Genomic DNA, 21,193 nt, shown 5'->3' with positions numbered 1-21,193 from the left:
AGAAAATAGTATGAACTTAGGGAAAAGAAAAAACATAATCACAACGCTAATCCTTTCGTCAACAACTATGCTGACAAATCATGTACTTGCTGACGAGACCAGTGATCAAATAACCGAAACGATGGTGGTTACAGCAAAGTCTCTACAACCCATTGAAGATCAAGGCATTTCAGTTGATGTAATAACCTCTGAGCAAATCAGCCAATCAAATGCGTTGTCTATCAAAGACATTCTTGTAGAAACTGCTGGGGTTAACCTGACTATCAACTCCAGTTCTATTTCAGGTCGCCAAAATATCAGTATCCGTGGTTCAAATTCAGACCATGTCCTGATTCTTGTTGATGGTATGAAAGTATCGGGAACTGATGCACAAATCGGACATTCTGATTTTCAATACAATTGGATTCCGATGAATGCTATTGAGCGTATTGAGGTGATCAAAGGCCCGATGAGTTCACTGTATGGTTCAGAAGCACTTGGTGGTGTTATCAACATCATTACTAAAAAATATGCTGGCGAATTCAGTGGTAATATCGATGCCGAGTATGGTGTTAGCAGCGATGACGGTGGTGATCTACTAAATGCCAAGGTTAACGCCAGTGGTAACGTAACTGATAAATTATCTTTATTCCTGAGCGCCGAAAGACTTGATCTTGAAGAGACGGAAGATGAAGACGATTCTACAGAAACAAAAATCGAGGGCAAAGAAGTAACAAATGGCATGGTTCGCTTCAAATATGACCTAGATACCACTCAGTCCATTGATGGTTCCATTTCTGTAGGCAGTGAAGACCGCAAACTTATTAACGATGAGTTGTACTACGAGATTGAACGTTACAGCTATGCTCTAGGTTACAGTAAGGAATTTGATACCGTTTCATTGGATCTGGATGGCTATGTTATCGATTCAGACACATATTATACCACTGGTGCATATACACATAGCCTGACCAATTCTGCTGCGCGTGCAGAAGTCGGTATTAGTTCATTTGACAATCACTATTTAGTCACAGGCGCTGAATATAAGCTTGAAGAGTACGACAAAGTATACGACACAAGTTCTGTCAATGATTTCAACGATGATATTTATACGGCTTCCATTTTTGCTCAAGATGAATATGAATTGACCGATGATCTAATTTTGACCTTGGGCGCTCGTTATGATTACCACGAACGATTTAAAGGAGAATTTTCTCCAAAGGTAAACATTCTTTACAAAATAGATGAGCATCATCGCGTACGGGCAGGCTATGGGGAAGGTTTCAAAGCCCCTACCGTCACACAAAACTCTTCTAGTTACAGTTCTACCAGTCATTTCACTTTCTATGGTAACGATGATCTTGAGGCTGAGACATCCAAAAGTTTCGAAGTCGGTTACGAATACAATTCAACTTCTACTGTTGTTAAAGCTGCGGTCTTTTATTCGGAAGTTGACGATCTTATCACCTCTGAAAAAATTAGTACGACTGAATATCAATATGTAAATGTTGATGGCGCAAAGATTGTGGGATTTGAATTTGAGCTATCTCAGGATATTACTGAGAACCATAATCTTAGCCTCACTTACCACCATCTTGATACGGAAGATGAAGAATCAGGAGAAGATCTTTCTTACCGACCAGATAACACTCTGACGGCTCGGCTGACATCCAACCTTCCTTACGGAATTGAAGCTACATTCGCAGCCAATTATACAGGTGAGCAATACAGTAGTGATGAAACTTACGATGATTACACTATCTATAGTGCCCAACTATCTAAACTGTTCTTCAACAAGCTAACCGCACGTATAGGTGTTGACAACCTGAGCGATGAAGATCTTGACGGTGTACCTTACGACATCAAGGGACGACTGATTTATGCAGGGCTTAATTATGCTTTTTGATTAGCGGCCTTCAATACTGACACAGAAAAGAAGGAGACCTAATAGGTTGCCTTCCAATTATTCTTATTATTTCAATCAGAAAATATAAGATAAACAACCACTAAATATACGGGCATATTTAGTGTCCGGATCAATAGCTTTGAGGCTTAATCATAGCAACAAGGAAAGGAACAAAACATGAACATATTCAATACATTTTTATTAAAGGCTTCTATTTCTACAGGACTTCTTGTTTTTTCATCAATAAGCTTTGCTCATAATCTCTGGTTAAATTCAACTGATTTCAACCCTACATTCAGAGAAAAAACCGGGGCACATTCAAAAATATATTTCGGATTTGGACATAAATATCCTGTTCATGATTTTCTGGACAAAGAGAAGCTGAGAGAATTTAATCTCATCAAACCGGATGGAAAAATACAGAAACTTGAATCGGGAGAAAACGGCTTTCTGGCAACGCCACTCATCCTCAAAAAGAAAGGAGCACATATTGTTACTGCGGCAACAGATACCGGTTTTTACACCATGTATTACGAAAAAGGCAGAGTTCACCATAAACTAGGTTCAAAAGAAGGGCTGGAGTCAGTAATTTTGAGCTTATATTATGAGAACTACACTAAGGCATTGATCAATGTCGGTGAAACATCAGAACATGCCTATTCGGCACCAGTCGGACATAACATCGAGATCATACCTTTAGAAAACCCTTATCTGAAAAATATCGGGGATAACTTAAAGATTAAAGTACTATATAAAGGTCAGCCGGCAGCATTCACCGATATCAATGCAACCTACGTAGGTTTTTCATCTTCTGAAGACTACGCTTTTTCAAATAAAACGGGCTCTGACGGTATTTCAACTATTAAACTTCTGGCACCAGGAGAATGGATTGTAAGAGCCGTTATCAAAAAACCGGCATCAGAAGAAATACAAGATAAATGCATTCAGGAAAAATATTCAGCAACCATGTCTTTTGAGGTGGAGTAAATCATGACATATATTAGGGCGTTAACCATAAGCACAATATGTATGCTTTTACCTATTAAAGCCTCTTTGGCTCATACTCCCTTTATGGCTTGCTTTGATAATACCGACGGAACCATTACCTGTAACGGTGAATTCTCAGATGGCACATCAGGAGCGTGGGTAGATATGCAAGTTATCGATGATAACGGAGGCATTATTTATAAAGGTAAGATGGATGAGAATGGTGAATACACATTCACAATTCCTGATAAGACTTTTACTGTAATTTTCGATGCAGGCCCAGGGCATGTGGTTAAAGAAAAAAGCTCTAACATTATTGAGTAATATGACACCTTAGCCATACCCGTTATGACTTATTTGGGGGTTAATGGATAAACCCCCAAATAAATACGTTTTATATCATTTATTATTTATCTGGTTCTTTATGCCGTCCTTTCACTCTTTTGTTGCACTTATCAGTCGGAAGTTTCATCTATGGGCTGGAATTGTCTTTGCCCCATTACTAATCATGCTTGCTATAACAGGCATTGGATTAAATCACCCTGATTGGATCCGCTCATTGTCTTTTCCTGTCGATGTTTTGCCTGAAAACTATCAATACCATAATTGGAATCGAGGCCTAGTAAGCGCCATCATCAGTGATGAGAAAGGAGGATATTTTGCGACCGGTAAAGAAGGTGTATGGCATTTTATCGATAATGAAGCCAAACGCTTAGACAATCCGTATCAAGACTCTGCCTGGAAAAAAATGGGCTATAGCCTTTATTTAGATAGTAATACTCACCATCTGTTAAGCGGGACGCGTGAGGGGATCTACAGTCTAAATCTTGTCAGTAATGAATGGAAAACTATCTCAGGCTCCCCCAGAGAGCAGTTTGTATCGATCATTAACGGAGCCGATGGACTATTGGCCATTAGCCGAAAGGGACTTTATCATCTTAAATTCCATGGACAAGGTTATCAACTGCAGCCCATTCCTATCAAACTGGCCGATAATGGACAAAGTTCACCGCTATACCGTCTTATTTTTCAACTACACAGTGGAGAACTACTTGGCAAGGTTGGGATCTTTATTATGGATGCGGCGGCTGGTTTGCTAATCTTCCTATCGGTAAGCGGCTTGTATATGTTTGTGTTTCCCCGTTTGGTGAAAAGAAAACTACTCAGTCGCGAAGGACGAATCTCTGGAGGACGGAAGTTTCGCTGGATGCTAAAACATCATAACCACTGGGGACTGGTAATCGCTATAGTATTATTAATCAGCGGAGCTACAGGGCTACTGATGCGTCCCCCCGGTTTACTACTGGTCTCCAACGTCCAAAGTCCAATCAAAATAAAGGATCTGCATTTCAGTCCTCTGCCTCATTCCATTGGAAAAGCGTTATGGAATCCTAAACAGAACGCTCTAATGCTACTGACCAGCGGGGGACTATACCGAGAAGCCCCTGAAATGAAGAACCTTTTTGTACCGGCGGATCTACCAGTTCCCATAAGCGGGATGGGCGCGAACGTATTCCAGCACTATAAAAGATCGTTTATAGTCGGTTCCTTCAAAGGACTCTTTCACTGGGATCCGGCGTCTGAGCGAGTGTCTCCAGTAGCATCTGAAACCTGGCCGAGACGCGTAATGCCTACCGCTTTACTTGAAAATGAGGGAGACATGGCTCTGTTTGATTTCTCTAAAGGACTCCGTTTATCTCAAAACAGTCAACTATCTATCCCTCAGATGCCTGATGATATAAACCATCAGGCTTCCATTTCTTTATGGCACCTTTTCTTTGAACTGCATAATTTACGTTTTTTCCGTTTTATTCTCGGCCCATCCTACCTATTACTGCTTGCTTTAACTGGATTGATGTTAGTGCTGATCTCTATAACCGGTATATATGACTATTTTAAAAAGCGCAGATAAAAAATGAAAACAGAAAAATTCGTTTTTCTGTTTTCTGACTAGAGCATGTATATAAGAGAGGACGCCATTCAAATTATTAAATGTAAATAATTGCAAGGACAGTATATTCCATTCGTCTTAGACGATACCATCATTAGCTTCTGCAATTATTTTTTTGACTAATGAGTGGTATCTATATGGCAAAAATAAAACTTAAATTTTGTAACATTGCAAAATCGGTAGGATTCCTCGCTCTTATTACTTCATCAGTTTCTGCTGCAACAATCTCGAATGATTTTGTGCGCCTAGCTAAAGGTGTTCCGGGTGTAATTTATTCTCCACCAGTACAATCAGACAAAAGTCACATCGCAATTCTCGTCATGCATTCCGATGCTGACTATCTAAATTTTTCCATGTGTGAAGAGATGGCTTTGAGGGGATTCTCTGTTTTATGTGCCAACGTTCACGACCCCTCTGCTCCCCTTGATGATAAATTACTGGATGTTCATCATGCTATTGAATTCTTAAGAAAACAACCAGACATCGAAAAAGTGGTACTAATGGGTCACAGTGGTGGCGGAACTTTGATGTCAGCTTATCAGAATATTGCAGAAAATGGCCCATCAGTGTGTCAAGATAGCCATAAGCTTGTCCCTTGCTCAGCAAAACTGGAAGGATTACCTCCCGCTGATGGGCTCATGCTACTTGATTCAAACTGGGGGATTTCCGCGATGATGCTGTTTAGCATAGACCCCGCTGTAGTAGATGAGAATAGTGGGCAAGAACTCTCACCTGCGCTCAATTTATTCAATCCTAAAAACGGGTTTCAACCAGAAGAATCAGACTTTCCAGATGGATTCATTTCTCGCTTTCAAAAAGCCCAAGGTGAGCGAAACAACCGCATTGTAGACTCAGCATTAAAACGCCTAAAGTTGATAGAGCAAGATAAAGGTCTATATAAGGATAACGAGCCCTTTATCGTCCCTGGTGCTGCGCAAGGGTTTATGAATAACAAGCTATTTGCGCAAGATACGAAACTAATGTCTCACACTCAAAAAGCTTGGCCACTGATTCATTCTGACGGCTCGAGCACAACCCAACTCATTCATTCTGTAAGATCGCCTGCTAACCCTGTGTCGTATACTGATTCTTACCGAGAAGGCACCCTTGTTACTACAGTGAAAAGTTTCCTTGCAAACTACGCTGTAAGAACAACCGATACCTATCATTATGATGCGACCCACGTAATCGGTATTGATTGGAATTCAAGCTACAATACCCCTATTGGTAATATTGGCGGAGTTAAAGCTCCAACGTTAGTGATGGGGATGACAGGGAATTGGGAATATCTCGCATCAGAAACAATTTACAACACATCGTCTGCCAAGGACAAAAGCCTTGCTTTTGTTGAAGGGGCAAGCCATTTGTTTACCACCGCAACAGACAGTGAAAAATATCCCGGTCAGTTTGGCGATACATTAAAGTTAACATATGACTATGTGGCCGAGTGGTTAACTCTGCCCCATCGTTTTATTAATTAGAACGTGTTGATCTTCAGGGTATAAAAAACAACCATTATCATCTCCTTGTTTCGTTAATAGGCATAGCAAGAATAGTATTCCTGAATAACCCACAGAGTTAGCGTAAAAACAAACTAAAGGCGGACTTAAGAGTTCGCTCTTTTACTTTTTACTGAAAATTTCCTCACCACAGCCATACCTATGATTAGTGATCCAGATCATCTTTAATCGATCTAAGTTTTCTCAAAATTTTAGATATTGCTCTAAGTTTAGTTAGAGCTATTGCTCTCCTTAACTACAAAAACAAAAAGGATTCACATATGAACTGGCTGGGTAATATTACAATCAAGAAAAAACTGTATTTGCTGGCTTTTCTATCAATATCCATGATCATAGCTATAGCCGGATATGGATTATTTGAACAAAAAAATTCTTCATTATCAGAAAGAAAGGCCAAAGTTAAAGCACAGGTTGAACAAGTTATCAGCCTGATAAACTTTTTCTATAACCAAAGACATCAGCTTGGAGAAACAGAGGCTAAACAACAGGCTATCGAAGCGAGCAGATCACTGCGTTACGACGATAATAACTACTTTTGGATCACTGACCAGCAACTAAAAGTTCTGATGCATCCAACCAAACCAGCTCTACAAAATAAGGATGCATCTGGTTTTACTGACGGTTCAGGCAAATACCACTGGAAAGAAATGGCTCAGATCAGCCGAACAACCGGAAGCGGTTTTCTTGAGTACACCTGGCAATCGCCCAAAAATCAGTTACTGGATAAAGTCTCTTACGTACATTATTTCTCCGAATGGGACTGGATTATCGGTTCTGGCCTGCTGGTTTCCGATATCAATGATGCTTTTCTGACAAATATTATTCATACCAGTATCGCTATTTCCCTCGTGACCATTTTCCTTGTGTTAGCCAGTTTTGTCGTAGGAAGAAATATTGTTCTACCTATCGAGTACCTGAGATATAAGGTGCACCATATTGCCGAGGGAGATGTTACTACACGCTTTGGTGTCAAACGCAAAGATGAAATCGGAGACATCAGTAATGATATGAACGGCATGCTTGAAAACCTGCAATCTGCGTTAAAATTAGCCAGTGAATCTGCAAATTATTCTGTAGACCTGGTTAGTGATATCTCCTCTTCCAGCGAACAGACAGCAAAAGAAATATTAGAACAACATGTTCAGCTGGATATGCTGGCAACCGCCATGGATGAAATGAACTCAACCACACTGGAAGTTTCCCGGAACGCAGAAGAAGCAGCTGAACGAACCACGCATGTTTGCTCTCAGGCAAACAGCAGCAGTAAGGACATGAATGAAACCATACTCCGGATAAGAGATACTGACGAGCAAATGGCAACCGTTGCCTCTCTGGTTGATGAGTTAAATCTGGGCGTGGAAAGTATTGCAAATATAGTCTCCGTTATTCAGTCAATTTCTGAACAGACAAACCTTTTAGCTCTGAATGCAGCAATTGAAGCCGCTCGTGCAGGAGAGAACGGACGAGGGTTTGCCGTTGTCGCGGATGAAGTACGGACGCTGGCGACCAATACCAATGGTTCCACAGAGATGATTCAGCAATCAATCAGTCAGTTGACCGAAAAAGTAGGTAAAGCAACCAGCGCAGTCACCGTAGGACGACAAAAGATGCAGGAGTGTGTCAACAGCTCGGAGGAAACACAAAGAGAATTAGATAATATGGTTCAGACACTGAATCAGGCCAGTGATATGGTAACTCAGATTGCGTCAGCCGCAGAAGAACAGGGGTTGGTTTCAAATGAAATTAACCAGAGCGTTAATGTTATTAATCATTCAGCAAATGAAGTTAACGTTGTCGCCGAACAACTAGCCAAACACAGTCAGATACTGGTCGATAACTCCATTCGATTAAATACCAGCCTGAAGTATTTTACCGTTTGAATTAATTAACCTGATAGAAAGGAAATTAAGTGTACACTAAAATATTCGGTGTACACTTTTTCCTACCTAAATTTTTAATTTACATATTTAAGTGAGTTATTAAATTCTAAACTTGTGCACTTGCTCAGTTAATTCCTGAGCAAATTTATTTAACATTATAGATTGCTCAGCACCTTTGTACGCTTCCTCGTTTAATTGATCCGAAATAAGTTTAATCAATTCTGTATTACCATTAATTTCACGACTTACCGCAGCCTGCTGCTCTGCTGCTGTTGCTATATGGGTAACCATATTATTTATATCTACTGCAGAATTTCGAATAGTAGAGAACACATCCACTGCATCTCTAGTATTTTTCACGCTTTGGTTCGCCAATTCATGGCAATGATTCATTCCATTCACAGCCTTCGTCGCAGTCTCCTGCAACTGACTAATCATGTGACTAATTTCTTCTGTCGAATTTCGGGTCTTCAAAGACAAACTTCTTACCTCATCCGCAACAACCGCAAAACCTCGCCCTTGCTCACCTGCCCGAGCGGCTTCAATCGCCGCATTCAAAGCCAATAAGTTAGTTTGTTCCGCTATTTCATTGATTGCTGAAACAATTAACGTAATTTTTTCACCTTGTTGATGGAGCTCATCAACAACTAAGCCCGCATTTTGAACTTTTTCCGATAATTCACTGATAGATGCCTGGCTTTTATATACCAGGTCATTAGCATTTTGGCTAATATCGGTCATCTGACGCATACTATCCGCTGTCAATTCAGCATTATCTGCAATATTTTCTGTTGTCGATGCCATCTCTGTCATTGCTGTTGCCACCATAGTAACTTCAGCTTGTTGATTATCTATCTTACTCTGTCTTTCACTTGAAGTATCGGAGATAATGACTGCTTGCTGCTGTACTTCAGTAGAAAGTTGGCTAATTGTAAATATTATATTGTGTAATTTCTTTACAAAAATGTTAAAGCTTTCTGCCAACTTACCAATTTCATCTTTACTTTTTGATCCTATATAAACCGTTAAATCACCTTCCCCAGATGCAATTTCATCCAGCGCTTTGGCCACAGTTTTAAGATTGGATAATAAATATCTTAAAATAATTGTCAGAATAATAACAGATACTAATACCATAATTAATGTTGTTACAATCTGATATATCAATAATTCCTTAACTGGCTCTAACAACAATTCTTTTTGACTCATCATCATTAGATGCCAGTCTGTATTTGGCACAGATGAAACAACCCCTAAATATTCCACATCATTAACAGTTACTGGTATCAAACGATTTTCATCATCATTTTCAATAACTGTTTTAAAATACGAATTCTTATTCATGGATGAAACAATATCATCCTTACTAAACTCACTAGAGTGTGAGATTATATTTCCATCATCAGAAAATAACAGGGAGAATCCACCACCAGGTACTGTAGTTGAAAGAATATCGTTATTAATCTTATCTAGTGGTATTGAAGCCATTGCAACCCCACGGAAATTTCCCCCAGATTCTACTTTTTTTGAAATAGTTGTTATTAATTTACCACTAGATGAACCAATGTAAGGTTGGCTTAGATGTGTTTTATCTTTTACCAAGGCAATCTGGTACCAAGGACGTACTGTTGGGTCATAATTTTTCTTAGTATTTAATCCATTTTCTCTGTACGTATCTCCTTCAGGGGTGCTAAACAATACTGAGCCAAACTCTCCGGATCTATTAATAGTCGAAATTTCATTTATTATTGATTGATTATCTTTAATTTCATCTAAATCTGTAACAAATACTTCTAGTACATTAATTTTCTGGTTAAACCATTCCCCAATGGCTTCAGCATTACGTCTTACATAAAGATTATTTGAAATAGTAATATTTTCCATTATTTGAGCTTGTATACGATTAATAGCAATAGCAGCCTGTATGACGCCAAGTATGGAAACTATGCAACAACAAATTATTACAATTTTTTTAGTTAGAGACATATATAATGAGACCTTATCAATCCTGATAAATATTTTTTATTTAAGGTAAATACTCTCTTTATTTATATATTCCATCATCTATAATCATACCACTCAAAAATGGTATGATTATAGAGTAGAATTATGTACTATCCACTTATTTATGGATAGTACATATTATAAATTACACTGTTAGAATATTTAGTTCTTTGTTATAAATCGGATCCTTATCGAAAGATAAATAATTATATATTTTATCTTTGTTTTCTTTTAATCCAGAAACAGATTTTATATACTCATCAACAGTTGGTAAATGTCCAATAATTGCGGTGATTGCCGCCAATTCAGCAGAAGCAAGAAACACATTTGTGTTTGTCCCCATACGGTTCGGAAAGTTACGCGTAGACGTTGAAACTACTGTTGTACCTTCCATTGCGCGAGCCTGGTTCCCCATACACAAAGAACAACCAGGTTCTTCTACACGGCCACCGAAGCGCACAAAAGTATTAAAACAACCTTCCCGACGAAGCCGGATATCATCCATCTTGGTTGGTGGAGCCAGCCATAACTTAGATTTCGCAATTTGATTCTGCTCAGATAATAACTGCGCAGTTGCCCGGAAATGCCCAACGTGAGTCATACATGAGCCGATGAATACTTCCTCCACCTCTGTTCCGGAAACATCTGAAAGAAGTCTTGCATCATCCGGATCATTGGGACAGCAGAGAATAGGCTCTTTTATTTCATTCAAATTAATTTCAATAACTTCCGCATATTCAGCATCTTCGTCAGCCTTAATCAATACCGGATTCTCCAGCCAGGTCTGAATCGCCTTGACTCTATTTAGCAAGGCAGTACGATCACCATAGTCATTTTGGATCATCCAGTTCAGCAGAGTAACATTCGACTGCATATGCTTTATTACATTTTTTTCTGAAAGAGCAATAGTGCAGGCAGAAGAAGAACGCTCAGCAGAAGCATCTGTTAACTCGAATGCCTCATCGACACTTAAATGCTCAAGCCCCTGAATTTCGATAATACGTCCCGAGAATACATTTGTCTTATTCGCTTTTTCCAAAGTTAGCAGCCCCTTCTGAATAGCAAAGTAGGGAATTGCATGTACCAGGTCACGTAGAGTAATACCCGGCTGCATCTCACCGGTAAATTTAACCAGCACTGACTCGGGCATATCAATTGGCATGGTACCGGTTGTCGCTGCATAGGCAACCATCCCGGAGCCTGCCGGAAATGAAATTCCTACAGGAAAGCGTGTATGACTATCACCTCCGGTTCCCAAAGTATCTGGTACTAACATGCGATTTAGCCATGAATGTATGACACCATCGCCAGGTCGAAGAGCGATTCCTCCGCGAGAGTGAAAAAAGCCCGGCAAAGACTCATGCAACTTACTGTCAATAGTCCTAGGATAAGCGGAAGTATGACAAAATGATTGCATAACAAGATCCGCGCTAAATTTTGTACAAGCTAAATCCTTAATCTCATCCCGAGTCATTCCCCCCGTTGTGTCCTGTGACCCTACTGTAGTCACTTTCGGCGTACAAAACATACCGGGTCTAATACCCTCAACACCGCACGCTTTTCCGACAATTTTTTGCGCCAGTGTGAATGGCCCGCTTACAGCTCCTTTACCAGCCTCTTCTAATGGAAGATGTAAAGCACTGCGCACTCGATTTGTCAAAGACCGACCAATTAAATAAGGAACCCGGCCACCAGCTCGAACCTGATCAAGAATAGAGCTATGTTTTAACGTAAATTTCGCAATTTCTATATCAGTCCCGTGTTTACAGATACCCCCCCGATACGGGTAAATATCGATTACGTCACCAGTATTAAGCTGCGTTACATCCACTTCTATTGGTAAACTACCTGAGTCTTCTAGTGTATTGAAAAATATTGGCGCGATTTTTCCACCAAGAACAACACCACCCGCTTTTTTATTTGGGACAAATGGAATTTTGTCACCGATATACCAAATAAGTGAATTAGCAGCCGATTTACGAGACGACCCGGTACCAACAACATCACCAACAAAACAAATCGGATATCCTTTAACCTTCAGCTCTTCAATCTGAGATACAGGACCAGTGACCCCCTCTTCATCCGGCTGCACGCCTTCTCGTGGATTTTTATACATACTCCGGGCATGTAAAGGAATATCAGGTCGTGACCAGGCATCAGGGGCAGGGGAAAAATCGTCAGTGGTACTTTCTCCCGTAACTTTAAATACTGTCATCGTCAAACATTCCGCAACTGCCGATCGATCAGTAAACCACTCTTCACTTGCCCAGCTATCAACAACCTTAGCTGCAAACTTATTACCAGATTGTGCTTTTGCTACAACATCATCAGCCTTTTCATAAACTAAAATGATACTTTTCAGCTCATCAGCCGCGGTTTGTGCAAGCTCGTCATCTTCAAGAAGCGCAATTAATTTATCAACACAGTACCCACCGACCATACTACCGAGCAGTTTAGTTGCTTCAACAGAGTCAATACCATTCACTCTCAGTCTTTTTTGTGCAATAGCAAATAATTTGTCCGCCTTAATAAAGGCTGCATCATCCACCCCTGCTGGTGTCTGATATGTAATAAGTTCAACGAGAGTTTCTACCAAAGAAGTGTCAGATTCAGTCTCAAGTAGTGTAAAACATGCTTTAACTTCTTCAGCCGTCAGTGAAGGCTTATCCACCCCCATTGCTGCACGTTCTTCACATTTATTAAGATATTGCTTATAGATTGTATTCATAATACCGTTCCTGTCTCAGTGAGTAATAATATTGTCATTACTTTGCATTATCAGGAACGTGACAAATAACCAAGTGACCATATGACAAAAAAAACAGTATGTACTTTATGAACACAATCATGAAAATCTGATACTTGAGAGTTTTATCATTAATTCAATCCGTCTGATTAATAATAACTGGAATATATATACTAAATAAAGCTCCTCCCAATTCCGATTCATCAACAATAATGGTTCCATTAGCTTCAGATACAATGTTTTTTATTAGATTCAATCCTATACCGTGGTTCGGTCCATCTTTTTTTGTGTATTCTCTATCAAATATTTTATCTACGTCGGATTTTGTGATACCGTTACCACTATCTTCAACTTCTATGATTAAATCATTTCCATGACTAATGTATAGTCTTACCAATTTTTCATTTGGCTCTGATGATACAATAGATTCGAAAGCGTTATTCAAAAGATTTCCTATAATACAATTCAATTCATTTTCACTAATAGGTAAGTAATTTTCGTTAACAGTGCATAAAGGATCGACTTCTAGTGTCACACCTAGCTCTTTCGCTCTTGACACTTTACTTAATATGAGAGCGACGAGAGTAGGCACTTGAAAAGATTTAGAAAAAGTATAAATATCACTTTGTTTACTCTTATGTTCAGAACGAATAAAGTCCATTGCTTTATCGTATTTTTCCATCTGAAGAAGTCCATAAACTATTGACATTTGATTATTAAATTCATGAATTATTGCTCTAAGATTTTCTTTATCATTATTAGCTGTATTTATTATTTGTTCTAATTCTTCCACTTCCCTCTTTATTTTAAAACTTATCACAACACCAGTTTTATTACCTTGAGCATCGAACATAAACTTTCTATTAGCAATTAATATTTCCCCATTACAGGTTATTGCTTGATTCGTAACTTCACCGTCATTATGAACATCAAAAAAATCCGTAGGATAAATATATTCTGATATATGAGAACCTTGAACTTTTTCTCGAGCATCTAATATATGTAAGTCTCGAAGAGCAGAATCATTAAAAACCAAAATTTGATTTTCTTTGTCTACAGCTGCAACCCCTTCAAAAACTGTGTTTAATATCCCTTGCCTTAATTTCAGAGCCATCTCTATTTCCTGAGGACTCTGATGGTGCATCTTATTACGAATATAACTAACAAATCTTTGGCTAAAAATAAAAAATGCCAACAATAAGGACACTGACAATATGAATATCAGCCAATATCTTTGATAGAGGTCACTCAACGCCTTATCATAATTTATACCAACAGATACAACCCCAGAAAATCTACCGTTATAAAATACCGGAACTCTGGCTTTGATAAGTAATTTATTTTCTATACCTGTACTAATAGAAGTTACATCATTTCCAGACTGGACTTTCTCAAAATCAACATTAACCAATGCCTGACCGACCCCTCTTCCTTCACTATGAAAAAGACGGATCTGATTGGTATTAGAAACTGATACATAGTCAATATTTCCAGGCGGCTCGTAATTCTCCATTAATCGGCTAAGCATTGCACTATCTTCATTATAGACCGCATATCTCAAATTCTGATTAGACGCAATCAGTTTAGCCTGACTCAACGCAAGAGATTTCATACTATCGACTCTCACAGAATTAATATTCTCATAAAGAATAAACTCAAAAGAGAGTACAATACAAAATGCAGCAAATAGCATTAAAAATAGAATCTTATGGAAAAATGATATTGGTTTCAAAATGCGCCTCGGTGTAAGAAAACCACAAAAATAAGTATACACATATTTTTTATTTTGAAAACTTGTTTAACTCACAACATTATATTGTTATTGTAAATAATAAACATGACCACAAATAACCTATAAAAACATATGGTTACATAAGAATTATTTTTTGTGCATAAACACCATACTGTCTATTATGTTCCGATTCGATATCCATAACCGTCACAATCCTTATATTATTAAGACGATATTATTACCTCCAGATTCATAATTTGAATCAGGTTAAAATCCATTAGTTTAAGGATGTAATATATGAACAAAGTTATTGCTTTATCCGGCATAGCAGCTGCATTAGTGCTTGCAGGTTGCGGACCAGAAAACAAGGTTGAAGATACAGCTGCATACCCAACAAAACCTATTGAAATGATTATTCCTTTTGGTGAAGGTGGTGCCAGTGACACTTTTGCACGTAAATTTTCAACTCTGATGGCTAACGATATGCCCCAGCCAATTCAGGCAGTCAATAAAAAAGGTAGTAGTGGACTCGTTGGAATGGTTTATGCCGCACAAAAACCAAACGATGGATACACACTTCTTGAAGTTACACCATCAATGGTTATAGCTGATGCTCTGGGTGTAAGTAAGGCCGTTAAGTTTATGCGTGACTTTGAACCACTTGCCCGTATCCAGTCAGATATCTATGTTTTGTGTTTACCGGAAAACAGTCAATTCTCTTCTTTCGAGGAATTGGTGAAATACGGACAAAATAATCCTGTAACATTTGGCGGTATAAGTCCGGGAGGATTAGACGACCTGACTCTTAACGCGCTGGCTGATGAAACCGGCGTACAAATAAAGTTCATTCCATATCGTTCGGGCTCAGAAGTTAAAGCTGCCGTACTTGGAGGCGAAGTTGATATTTATCTGGACAAAATTGTATCCGCAGTTAACTACATCAAAGATGGCAAAGTAAAACCTGTCCTCGTATTGAATGAAAAGCGGATCACTGAAATAGATGTATTCAAAGACGTCCCAACAACAAAAGAACTTGGCTATGACGTAACTATCGGTTCATGGCGTGGTTTTGTTGTTAAAAAAGGAACATCTCCGGAAGTTAAAAAATACCTTATTGATAAAATGAAAACAGCCTATGACACTCAGGAGTACAAAGATTTTGCAGAACTAAATTTGGTAAATATTCGTCCTGGTTATCTTGATGCTGAAGGTTTTTATAAGCAATGGGAATCTGAATATAAAAAGTTTGATGCTGTAGCTAAAAAAGTTGGGCTTAAATAACGAGGTTTATCCAAATGGGTGAAATAATTTTTCATATATTCCTATTAGCTGTAATGGGTATATTTTTTAATGAGTCAATGGATATAAATACAGCACGAATGACAGACCCAATAGGTCCTGCTGGTTTCCCACAAGTGGTTATGATTCTGGCAATTCTACTTTTGATTCCTTCGCTTTATAAAGCATTTAAGGCTTATAAAATAAGTCAGTCTGAAAAGACTGGTAAGAAAGAAAAAATTAAAGAGCTTGATCCAGGTTTCCTCGCTGTTCTTGCTGTAATTGTTGTCTTTGTTCTGGTTATAGACTTTGTTGGTTTCTGGTTCGGAGCAGCTATTATTGTTTCTTCGGTGATGTATATCCTTAACCAAAGAAAACCATTGCAAATGGCATTAACAACTGTAATTAGCGCGATCGCCTTTACTGTTGTATTTGGTAACATTCTTAGTATACCTCTTCCAAGAGGGGTCGGTATCTTTGAATCAATTAGTTATCTACTCTATTAATATATAAATCCGGAGTAAAATAATGGACATTTCATTATTGCTGGACGCGTTACAAGTTATCTTTGTACCTGCCAACTTTATACTAATTATTGTCGGAATGTTTTTGGGGGTGTGCTTCGGTACCCTTCCAGGGATCAGTTCCTCCATGGGTATCGTTTTGATGATCCCATTTACCTATTACATGGGTATCTACCCTTCGATTATTCTGCTGGTTGCTCTATATGCAGGTTCAGCATATGGGGGTTCCATTACAGCAATACTGTTTAATACCCCTGGTACTGCAGAATCTGTAGCAACAACATTCGATGGCTATCCAATGGCTCAAGCTGGTAAAGCCGGTAAAGCTCTTGGCCTTGCTATGTCTGGTTCTTCATTCGGTGGTATTTTCGCTGTACTGGTAATGCTCTTTCTTGCCCCCGCTCTTTCTACAATAGCACTAGAAATCCAAAGTGCAGAATACTTTGCCTTAACACTTCTTGGTATGGCATGTATATCCTCCGTAGGCTCGAAAAACCTGGGGAAAGCACTGGCCACTGGTCTTATTGGTATTCTTATTGCTATGGTTGGTATGGATCCAATGACCGGTGTTTCTCGTCTTACATTTGGCAGGCTTGAATTTCTTAATGGTATCGAATATATCCCGATCATGATCGGTTCATTTGCCATGGCTGAAGTATTCAAACAAATCATCAATCGTGCAAACAGTAATGAGAATACAACTGGTGATACAGGAAAAGTATCTCTGGAAAGTATCAGCCTAAAAGAATTCTGGTCATACAAAGCGACTGTGCTGAAATCTGCTATTATTGGTACTGCTGTTGGAATTCTGCCAGGTACAGGTGGTTCAATTGCTTCCATTGTAAGTTATGGTGAAGCCGCTCGTTCAAGTAAGCACAAAGAACAATTCGGTAAAGGTGCAGAAGAGGGAGTACTGGCTCCAGAAACCGCAAACAACGCAGCCGGTGGTGGTGCGATGATTCCTACGCTGGTGCTCGGTATTCCTGGTTCACCAACAACAGCCATCATTCTTGCAGCTCTTGTACTGCAGGGTCTGCAACCCGGCCCACAATTGATGACGGAACAACCACTGCTTTTGTACTGCATCTTCTTTTCAATGTTGATTGCAAGTATCATTGTGTTCTTCAGTGGTCGTATTGCTGTTAAAGCATTTGCAGCCGTACTTAGATTACCATATGGCTTGATCGCACCAATGATTGTTATGTTCTCAATTATCGGTGCTTATGCAAGAACGAATGATGTGTTCCAAATCTGGATTATGTTGGCATTTGGTATTTTCGGTTACTTTGTTAAGAAGTATAAGTTCTCTTCTGCCTCCTTAATCTTAGGTATTGTTCTAGGGAACATGATGGAAGAGACATTCCGACGCCAACTACTCATTTCAAATGGTGATTATTTGTCATTCTTCCAACGTCCAATTACTGTAATTATCCTTATTGCTGTAGTTGGAATGATTTTCTGGCCAATGATTAGTACAAAATTGGCCAAGAAAAAAGAGTCCAAAGCAGCTTCTGTATAATACAGTCAACATATATTATTAATCTAATTAACCGCCACATTTCTATGTGGCGGTTTTTATTTATCTAGAATTATTTTTGGCCATTATGGCTATAGTGTTTTTTATTTTCAGAAGGTCTCGCTTATCTACTCTCAATTCTTGTTTTTTATTTAGGAGAATATGTCTATAGCGTCAAAAAACACTAATAAAGAGAGGACACTATGACTCAGAAAAATATTCCGTGCACCCTGATGAGAGGTGGAACTTCACGCGGTCCATACTTCTTATCAACCGACCTACCAAAAGAACATGATGAAATAGCAAAAATACTAATGACTGTTATGGGGTCAGGTCACGAACTTCAGGTTGAAGGTATTGGTGGTGGTAACAGCCTGACCAGTAAAGTAGCCATTGTCGGGCCTTCAGAACAGCCAGATGTTGATGTTGATTATTTATTTGCACAAGTAGGTATTGAAGAAATGAACGTTGATTTCTCTCCTAATTGCGGCAATATTTTATCTGGTGTAGGTCCTTTTGCCATTGAAAAAGGACTTGTTCAGGTTCAAGGCGATATTACTACAGTCCGAATCCGAAACGTCAATACAAATAAAATTATCCACGCTGGTGTACAAACACCAAATGGTAAAGTGAATTATCAAGGAAATACTTATATCAGTGGAGTTAATAACCCGGGAGCTCCAATTGAACTTAATTTTCTTGGTGTTGAAGGAGCAAAAACCGGCAAACTCTTTCCAACAGGAAATCCAACTGACCAAATCGGAGAGTTTAAAGTAAGTTGTGTTGATGCAGCGATCCCTGTAATGCTTGTTGATGCTGCTCAATTTGGAAAAACAGGACACGAATCACCAGCAGAGCTTGATGCTGATACAGAATTCACACAAAAACTGGAAACATTACGCTGTCAGGCTGGCGAGATGATGGGTCTTGGTAAGGTCTCTGACAAAGTTATTCCCAAACCCGTACTCATTTCCAAACCAGCGACTGAACAGGGCACAATTTGTGCTCGCTACTATGTACCCAAACGTTGTCATAAAGCTATTGCAGTAACCGGAAGTATCGCTATTACAATGTCACTTTGTCATAAAGGAACCGTCAGCTCAGAGCTACTTCAATCAGAAGACGACCTCATTGATTGCTGTATTGAACACCCATCTGGCTTTATTGATCTGAAAGTAACTCGCGAAGACGGTAAGATATCTTCTGTATCATTAATTCGAACTGCGAAAAAGATTTTTGAAGGAACTTTATCTCTTTAATAAGAAGAATCATCCTTTTCAGTTACAAGTCACTTCCTATGACTTGTAACTGAAAAACATTACCTACAACTCTTTATTATCTTTTTGCTTGTTATAAATTCGGCTAAAGATCCGTTGTGGCCGACCTACTCTTCCATGCTCAATATCGGCATTCAGCTGACCTATATTTGTTGCATATTCAAGATAGCGCCTTGCCGTCGTTCTGCTAATAGCTGTTTTCTCACTTATTTGACACGCAGTATAACTTTTTCCTTTTTCGAAAGAATCAATGACTCTTTGTAAAGTAATTGAGTCAATCCCCTTAGGACGTTTTGTTATATTATCGGGATTCAGATGCGTATTATAAATTCTTTTTACAAAAGACTGATTAATATTCTCACCCTTCTCAATATGTACACTACGGTTAAATTCAAAATAACGTTCAAGCGAATCTGTGATCTGCTCAAGGGAAAACGGTTTTAATAGATAATCAAAGGCTCCGTAGCGAACGGCTGTAACTGCTGTTTTTGAATCATTTGCTGCTGTAACAAAAATAACATCTATCGGATTATCTTTCGCTCTTAAGCTCTTAATCAAATCAAGCCCTGTACCATCAGGTAAAAAATTATCAAGAATAAGGAGGGATGGCTTTAGGTGATTAATCATCATACGAGCATCAGCTATCGTTGGCGCGATACCCACAATTTCGTATGGGTAAAGGCCAGAGATATGCTCTGAAAGCAAACTAGACATTTCTTTTATGTCTTCAATAATTAAGACTGGAATTTTAAACATCTTTTGTAGATCCTGAGTGTGTAGTTAAGCGTAAGGGAAAACCTATTTTGACTTACGGTTACTTTCACCAAACGCTCTAGTGGTCATCTTTCAGATCTGAGTTTAGTATATATAATTCATAGAAAGCTTGATTTAGGTCTGCTGCCACCAAGCCAAAAAAGACATTATGGTTTTAATGACCAAAACATAGATATCGGATCCAGTTCGACATATCGCTCAGACTCTCAGGTACTGAGACACCACTAATCTTTCTGGAGTTTATTGACCAGCCAACATCAGCTTTACCAGAAAATCTTCTTTCTTCTTTTCAATAACCGGACCACTCACCTTCTCAATCAGGATGTAAGGTTCGAATTCAAATCCAGCGTCTTTAGCATATGTAATTAACTGAGAAGCATAAGGATTATCTTCCATACTCTGTGTGCAATACATGCACAAATAATCTCCGGCAGGCAAAGTAAAAGGAGCTTTTCGGGCAACTTTAGCATTTTCTATGTACATCGTATTCAGTGGATAACCTGTCTCCGATATTTGCTCTACCGGAACCATCATCCCGTGAGTGTTAAAATGTAACCAAGAGGGATTACCGATAATTTCATCACCAACATCAAAAAAATCTACAATATCATGAGGATTTTTCGGCTGAATTAAACCAACGATTTTTTCATCCCGATGTTCCCAGAATGGTTTATTAAGCTGCTTACGGACAGACAGTAAATCTTCCAGGTAATCAATATGTTCACCCATAAATTTATAGACTTTACGTAGGCTAAGAATTTTCTCTCTGAGTTTCATATGGTTGGCTTTCAGACAATCTACCGTCTGAGCCGAAGTATAATCACTAAGCAACGCCTTTATTTCCGCATTACTGAACATCGCCTGCTGTAATAAAATAATGCCTTCAGCAATAGAAACTTGTTTCAGAGAATAAACCCGATACCCATTGTCTTTCCTTTCCGGGCACAGTAAACCCACTTTATCAAAATACCTCAGAGTATGCGCACTCACCCCGGTCACTTTCTCAAATTCTTTAATTGTATATGTACGCTGCAAAATGGCCTCCGCCGGATCTCATCTATAAATAGTGATTAGTGCCCACGTCAGAATATATACTTTAAGATAAACAGATAAAATACA

The 21,193-nt window shown here is 38.8% G+C and carries 15 protein-coding genes; 10 read left to right on the top strand and 5 right to left on the bottom strand.

All coding sequences use genetic code 11. The annotated features are described in order from the left end of the window. The first annotated feature begins 10 nt into the window (after window positions 1–10). From CSW98_RS04905 to CSW98_RS04880, 6 genes are all read left to right on the top strand, one after another. Entirely contained in the window at window positions 11–1,885 is a 1,875-nt protein-coding gene (locus CSW98_RS04905) for a TonB-dependent receptor plug domain-containing protein (RefSeq protein WP_100799344.1), read from the top strand. A gap of 177 nt (window positions 1,886–2,062) precedes the next feature. Further along, window positions 2,063–2,872, top strand: coding sequence for a DUF4198 domain-containing protein (locus CSW98_RS04900; RefSeq protein ID WP_100799343.1), 810 nt, complete (start codon window positions 2,063–2,065; stop codon window positions 2,870–2,872). 42 nt (window positions 2,873–2,914) lie between these two features. Then, complete coding sequence (locus tag CSW98_RS04895) at window positions 2,915–3,196, top strand: hypothetical protein (RefSeq protein ID WP_232733473.1); 282 nt, start codon at window positions 2,915–2,917, stop codon at window positions 3,194–3,196. Between the two features lie 43 nt (window positions 3,197–3,239). Continuing rightward, a complete protein-coding gene (locus CSW98_RS04890) occupies window positions 3,240–4,784 on the top strand; it encodes a PepSY-associated TM helix domain-containing protein (RefSeq protein WP_100799341.1) in 1,545 nt (514 codons plus the stop codon). A 176-nt stretch (window positions 4,785–4,960) separates the two neighbouring features. Beyond that, entirely contained in the window at window positions 4,961–6,304 is a 1,344-nt protein-coding gene (locus CSW98_RS04885; RefSeq protein WP_198517275.1) for an alpha/beta hydrolase family protein, read from the top strand. A gap of 299 nt (window positions 6,305–6,603) precedes the next feature. Further along, the gene (locus CSW98_RS04880) at window positions 6,604–8,223 is read left to right on the top strand and encodes a methyl-accepting chemotaxis protein (protein ID WP_100799340.1); all 1,620 of its coding nucleotides are present in this window, start codon (window positions 6,604–6,606) and stop codon (window positions 8,221–8,223) included. Between the two features lie 99 nt (window positions 8,224–8,322). Here the strand turns inward: CSW98_RS04880 and CSW98_RS04875 are convergent, their stop codons facing one another. The 3 genes from CSW98_RS04875 to CSW98_RS04865 form a co-directional block, all read right to left on the bottom strand. After that, window positions 8,323–10,209, bottom strand: coding sequence for a methyl-accepting chemotaxis protein (locus CSW98_RS04875; RefSeq protein WP_100799339.1), 1,887 nt, complete (start codon window positions 10,207–10,209; stop codon window positions 8,323–8,325). Window positions 10,210–10,372: 163 nt separating this feature from the next. Next, the gene (locus tag CSW98_RS04870; RefSeq protein ID WP_443083651.1) at window positions 10,373–12,946 is read right to left on the bottom strand and encodes a bifunctional aconitate hydratase 2/2-methylisocitrate dehydratase; all 2,574 of its coding nucleotides are present in this window, start codon (window positions 12,944–12,946) and stop codon (window positions 10,373–10,375) included. A gap of 163 nt (window positions 12,947–13,109) precedes the next feature. Beyond that, complete coding sequence (locus CSW98_RS04865; protein ID WP_198517274.1) at window positions 13,110–14,585, bottom strand: sensor histidine kinase; 1,476 nt, start codon at window positions 14,583–14,585, stop codon at window positions 13,110–13,112. Between the two features lie 417 nt (window positions 14,586–15,002). Here CSW98_RS04865 and CSW98_RS04860 point away from each other — a divergent pair, with 417 nt between their 5' ends. From CSW98_RS04860 to CSW98_RS04845, 4 genes are all read left to right on the top strand, one after another. Then, a complete protein-coding gene (locus CSW98_RS04860) occupies window positions 15,003–15,986 on the top strand; it encodes a Bug family tripartite tricarboxylate transporter substrate binding protein (protein ID WP_100799336.1) in 984 nt (327 codons plus the stop codon). Window positions 15,987–16,000: 14 nt separating this feature from the next. After that, window positions 16,001–16,489 carry a tripartite tricarboxylate transporter TctB family protein gene (locus tag CSW98_RS04855; protein ID WP_100799335.1) on the top strand — a complete coding sequence of 163 codons (489 nt, stop codon included), beginning with the start codon at window positions 16,001–16,003 and terminating at the stop codon, window positions 16,487–16,489. Between the two features lie 22 nt (window positions 16,490–16,511). Beyond that, window positions 16,512–18,026 (top strand): tripartite tricarboxylate transporter permease, encoded by a 1,515-nt coding sequence (locus CSW98_RS04850; protein ID WP_100799334.1) that lies wholly within the window; start codon window positions 16,512–16,514, stop codon window positions 18,024–18,026. A gap of 200 nt (window positions 18,027–18,226) precedes the next feature. Next, window positions 18,227–19,282, top strand: a complete 1,056-nt coding sequence (locus tag CSW98_RS04845; RefSeq protein ID WP_100799333.1) for a 4-oxalomesaconate tautomerase — start codon at window positions 18,227–18,229, stop codon at window positions 19,280–19,282. Between the two features lie 63 nt (window positions 19,283–19,345). Here CSW98_RS04845 and CSW98_RS04840 read toward each other — a convergent pair whose 3' ends face one another. Together CSW98_RS04840 and CSW98_RS04835 are read right to left on the bottom strand one after the other, a co-directional pair. Beyond that, window positions 19,346–20,056 (bottom strand): response regulator, encoded by a 711-nt coding sequence (locus CSW98_RS04840; RefSeq protein WP_100799332.1) that lies wholly within the window; start codon window positions 20,054–20,056, stop codon window positions 19,346–19,348. A 258-nt stretch (window positions 20,057–20,314) separates the two neighbouring features. After that, complete coding sequence (locus CSW98_RS04835; RefSeq protein WP_157810332.1) at window positions 20,315–21,109, bottom strand: MerR family transcriptional regulator; 795 nt, start codon at window positions 21,107–21,109, stop codon at window positions 20,315–20,317. Window positions 21,110–21,193: the final 84 nt, after the last annotated feature.

Origin of the sequence: Vibrio sp. HA2012 (assembly GCF_002812955.1) — a bacterium.
Classification (GTDB): domain Bacteria; phylum Pseudomonadota; class Gammaproteobacteria; order Enterobacterales; family Vibrionaceae; genus Vibrio.
The sequence above is the reverse complement of the archived record's forward strand: the minus strand, read 5'-3'. Positions and strand labels throughout refer to the sequence as shown.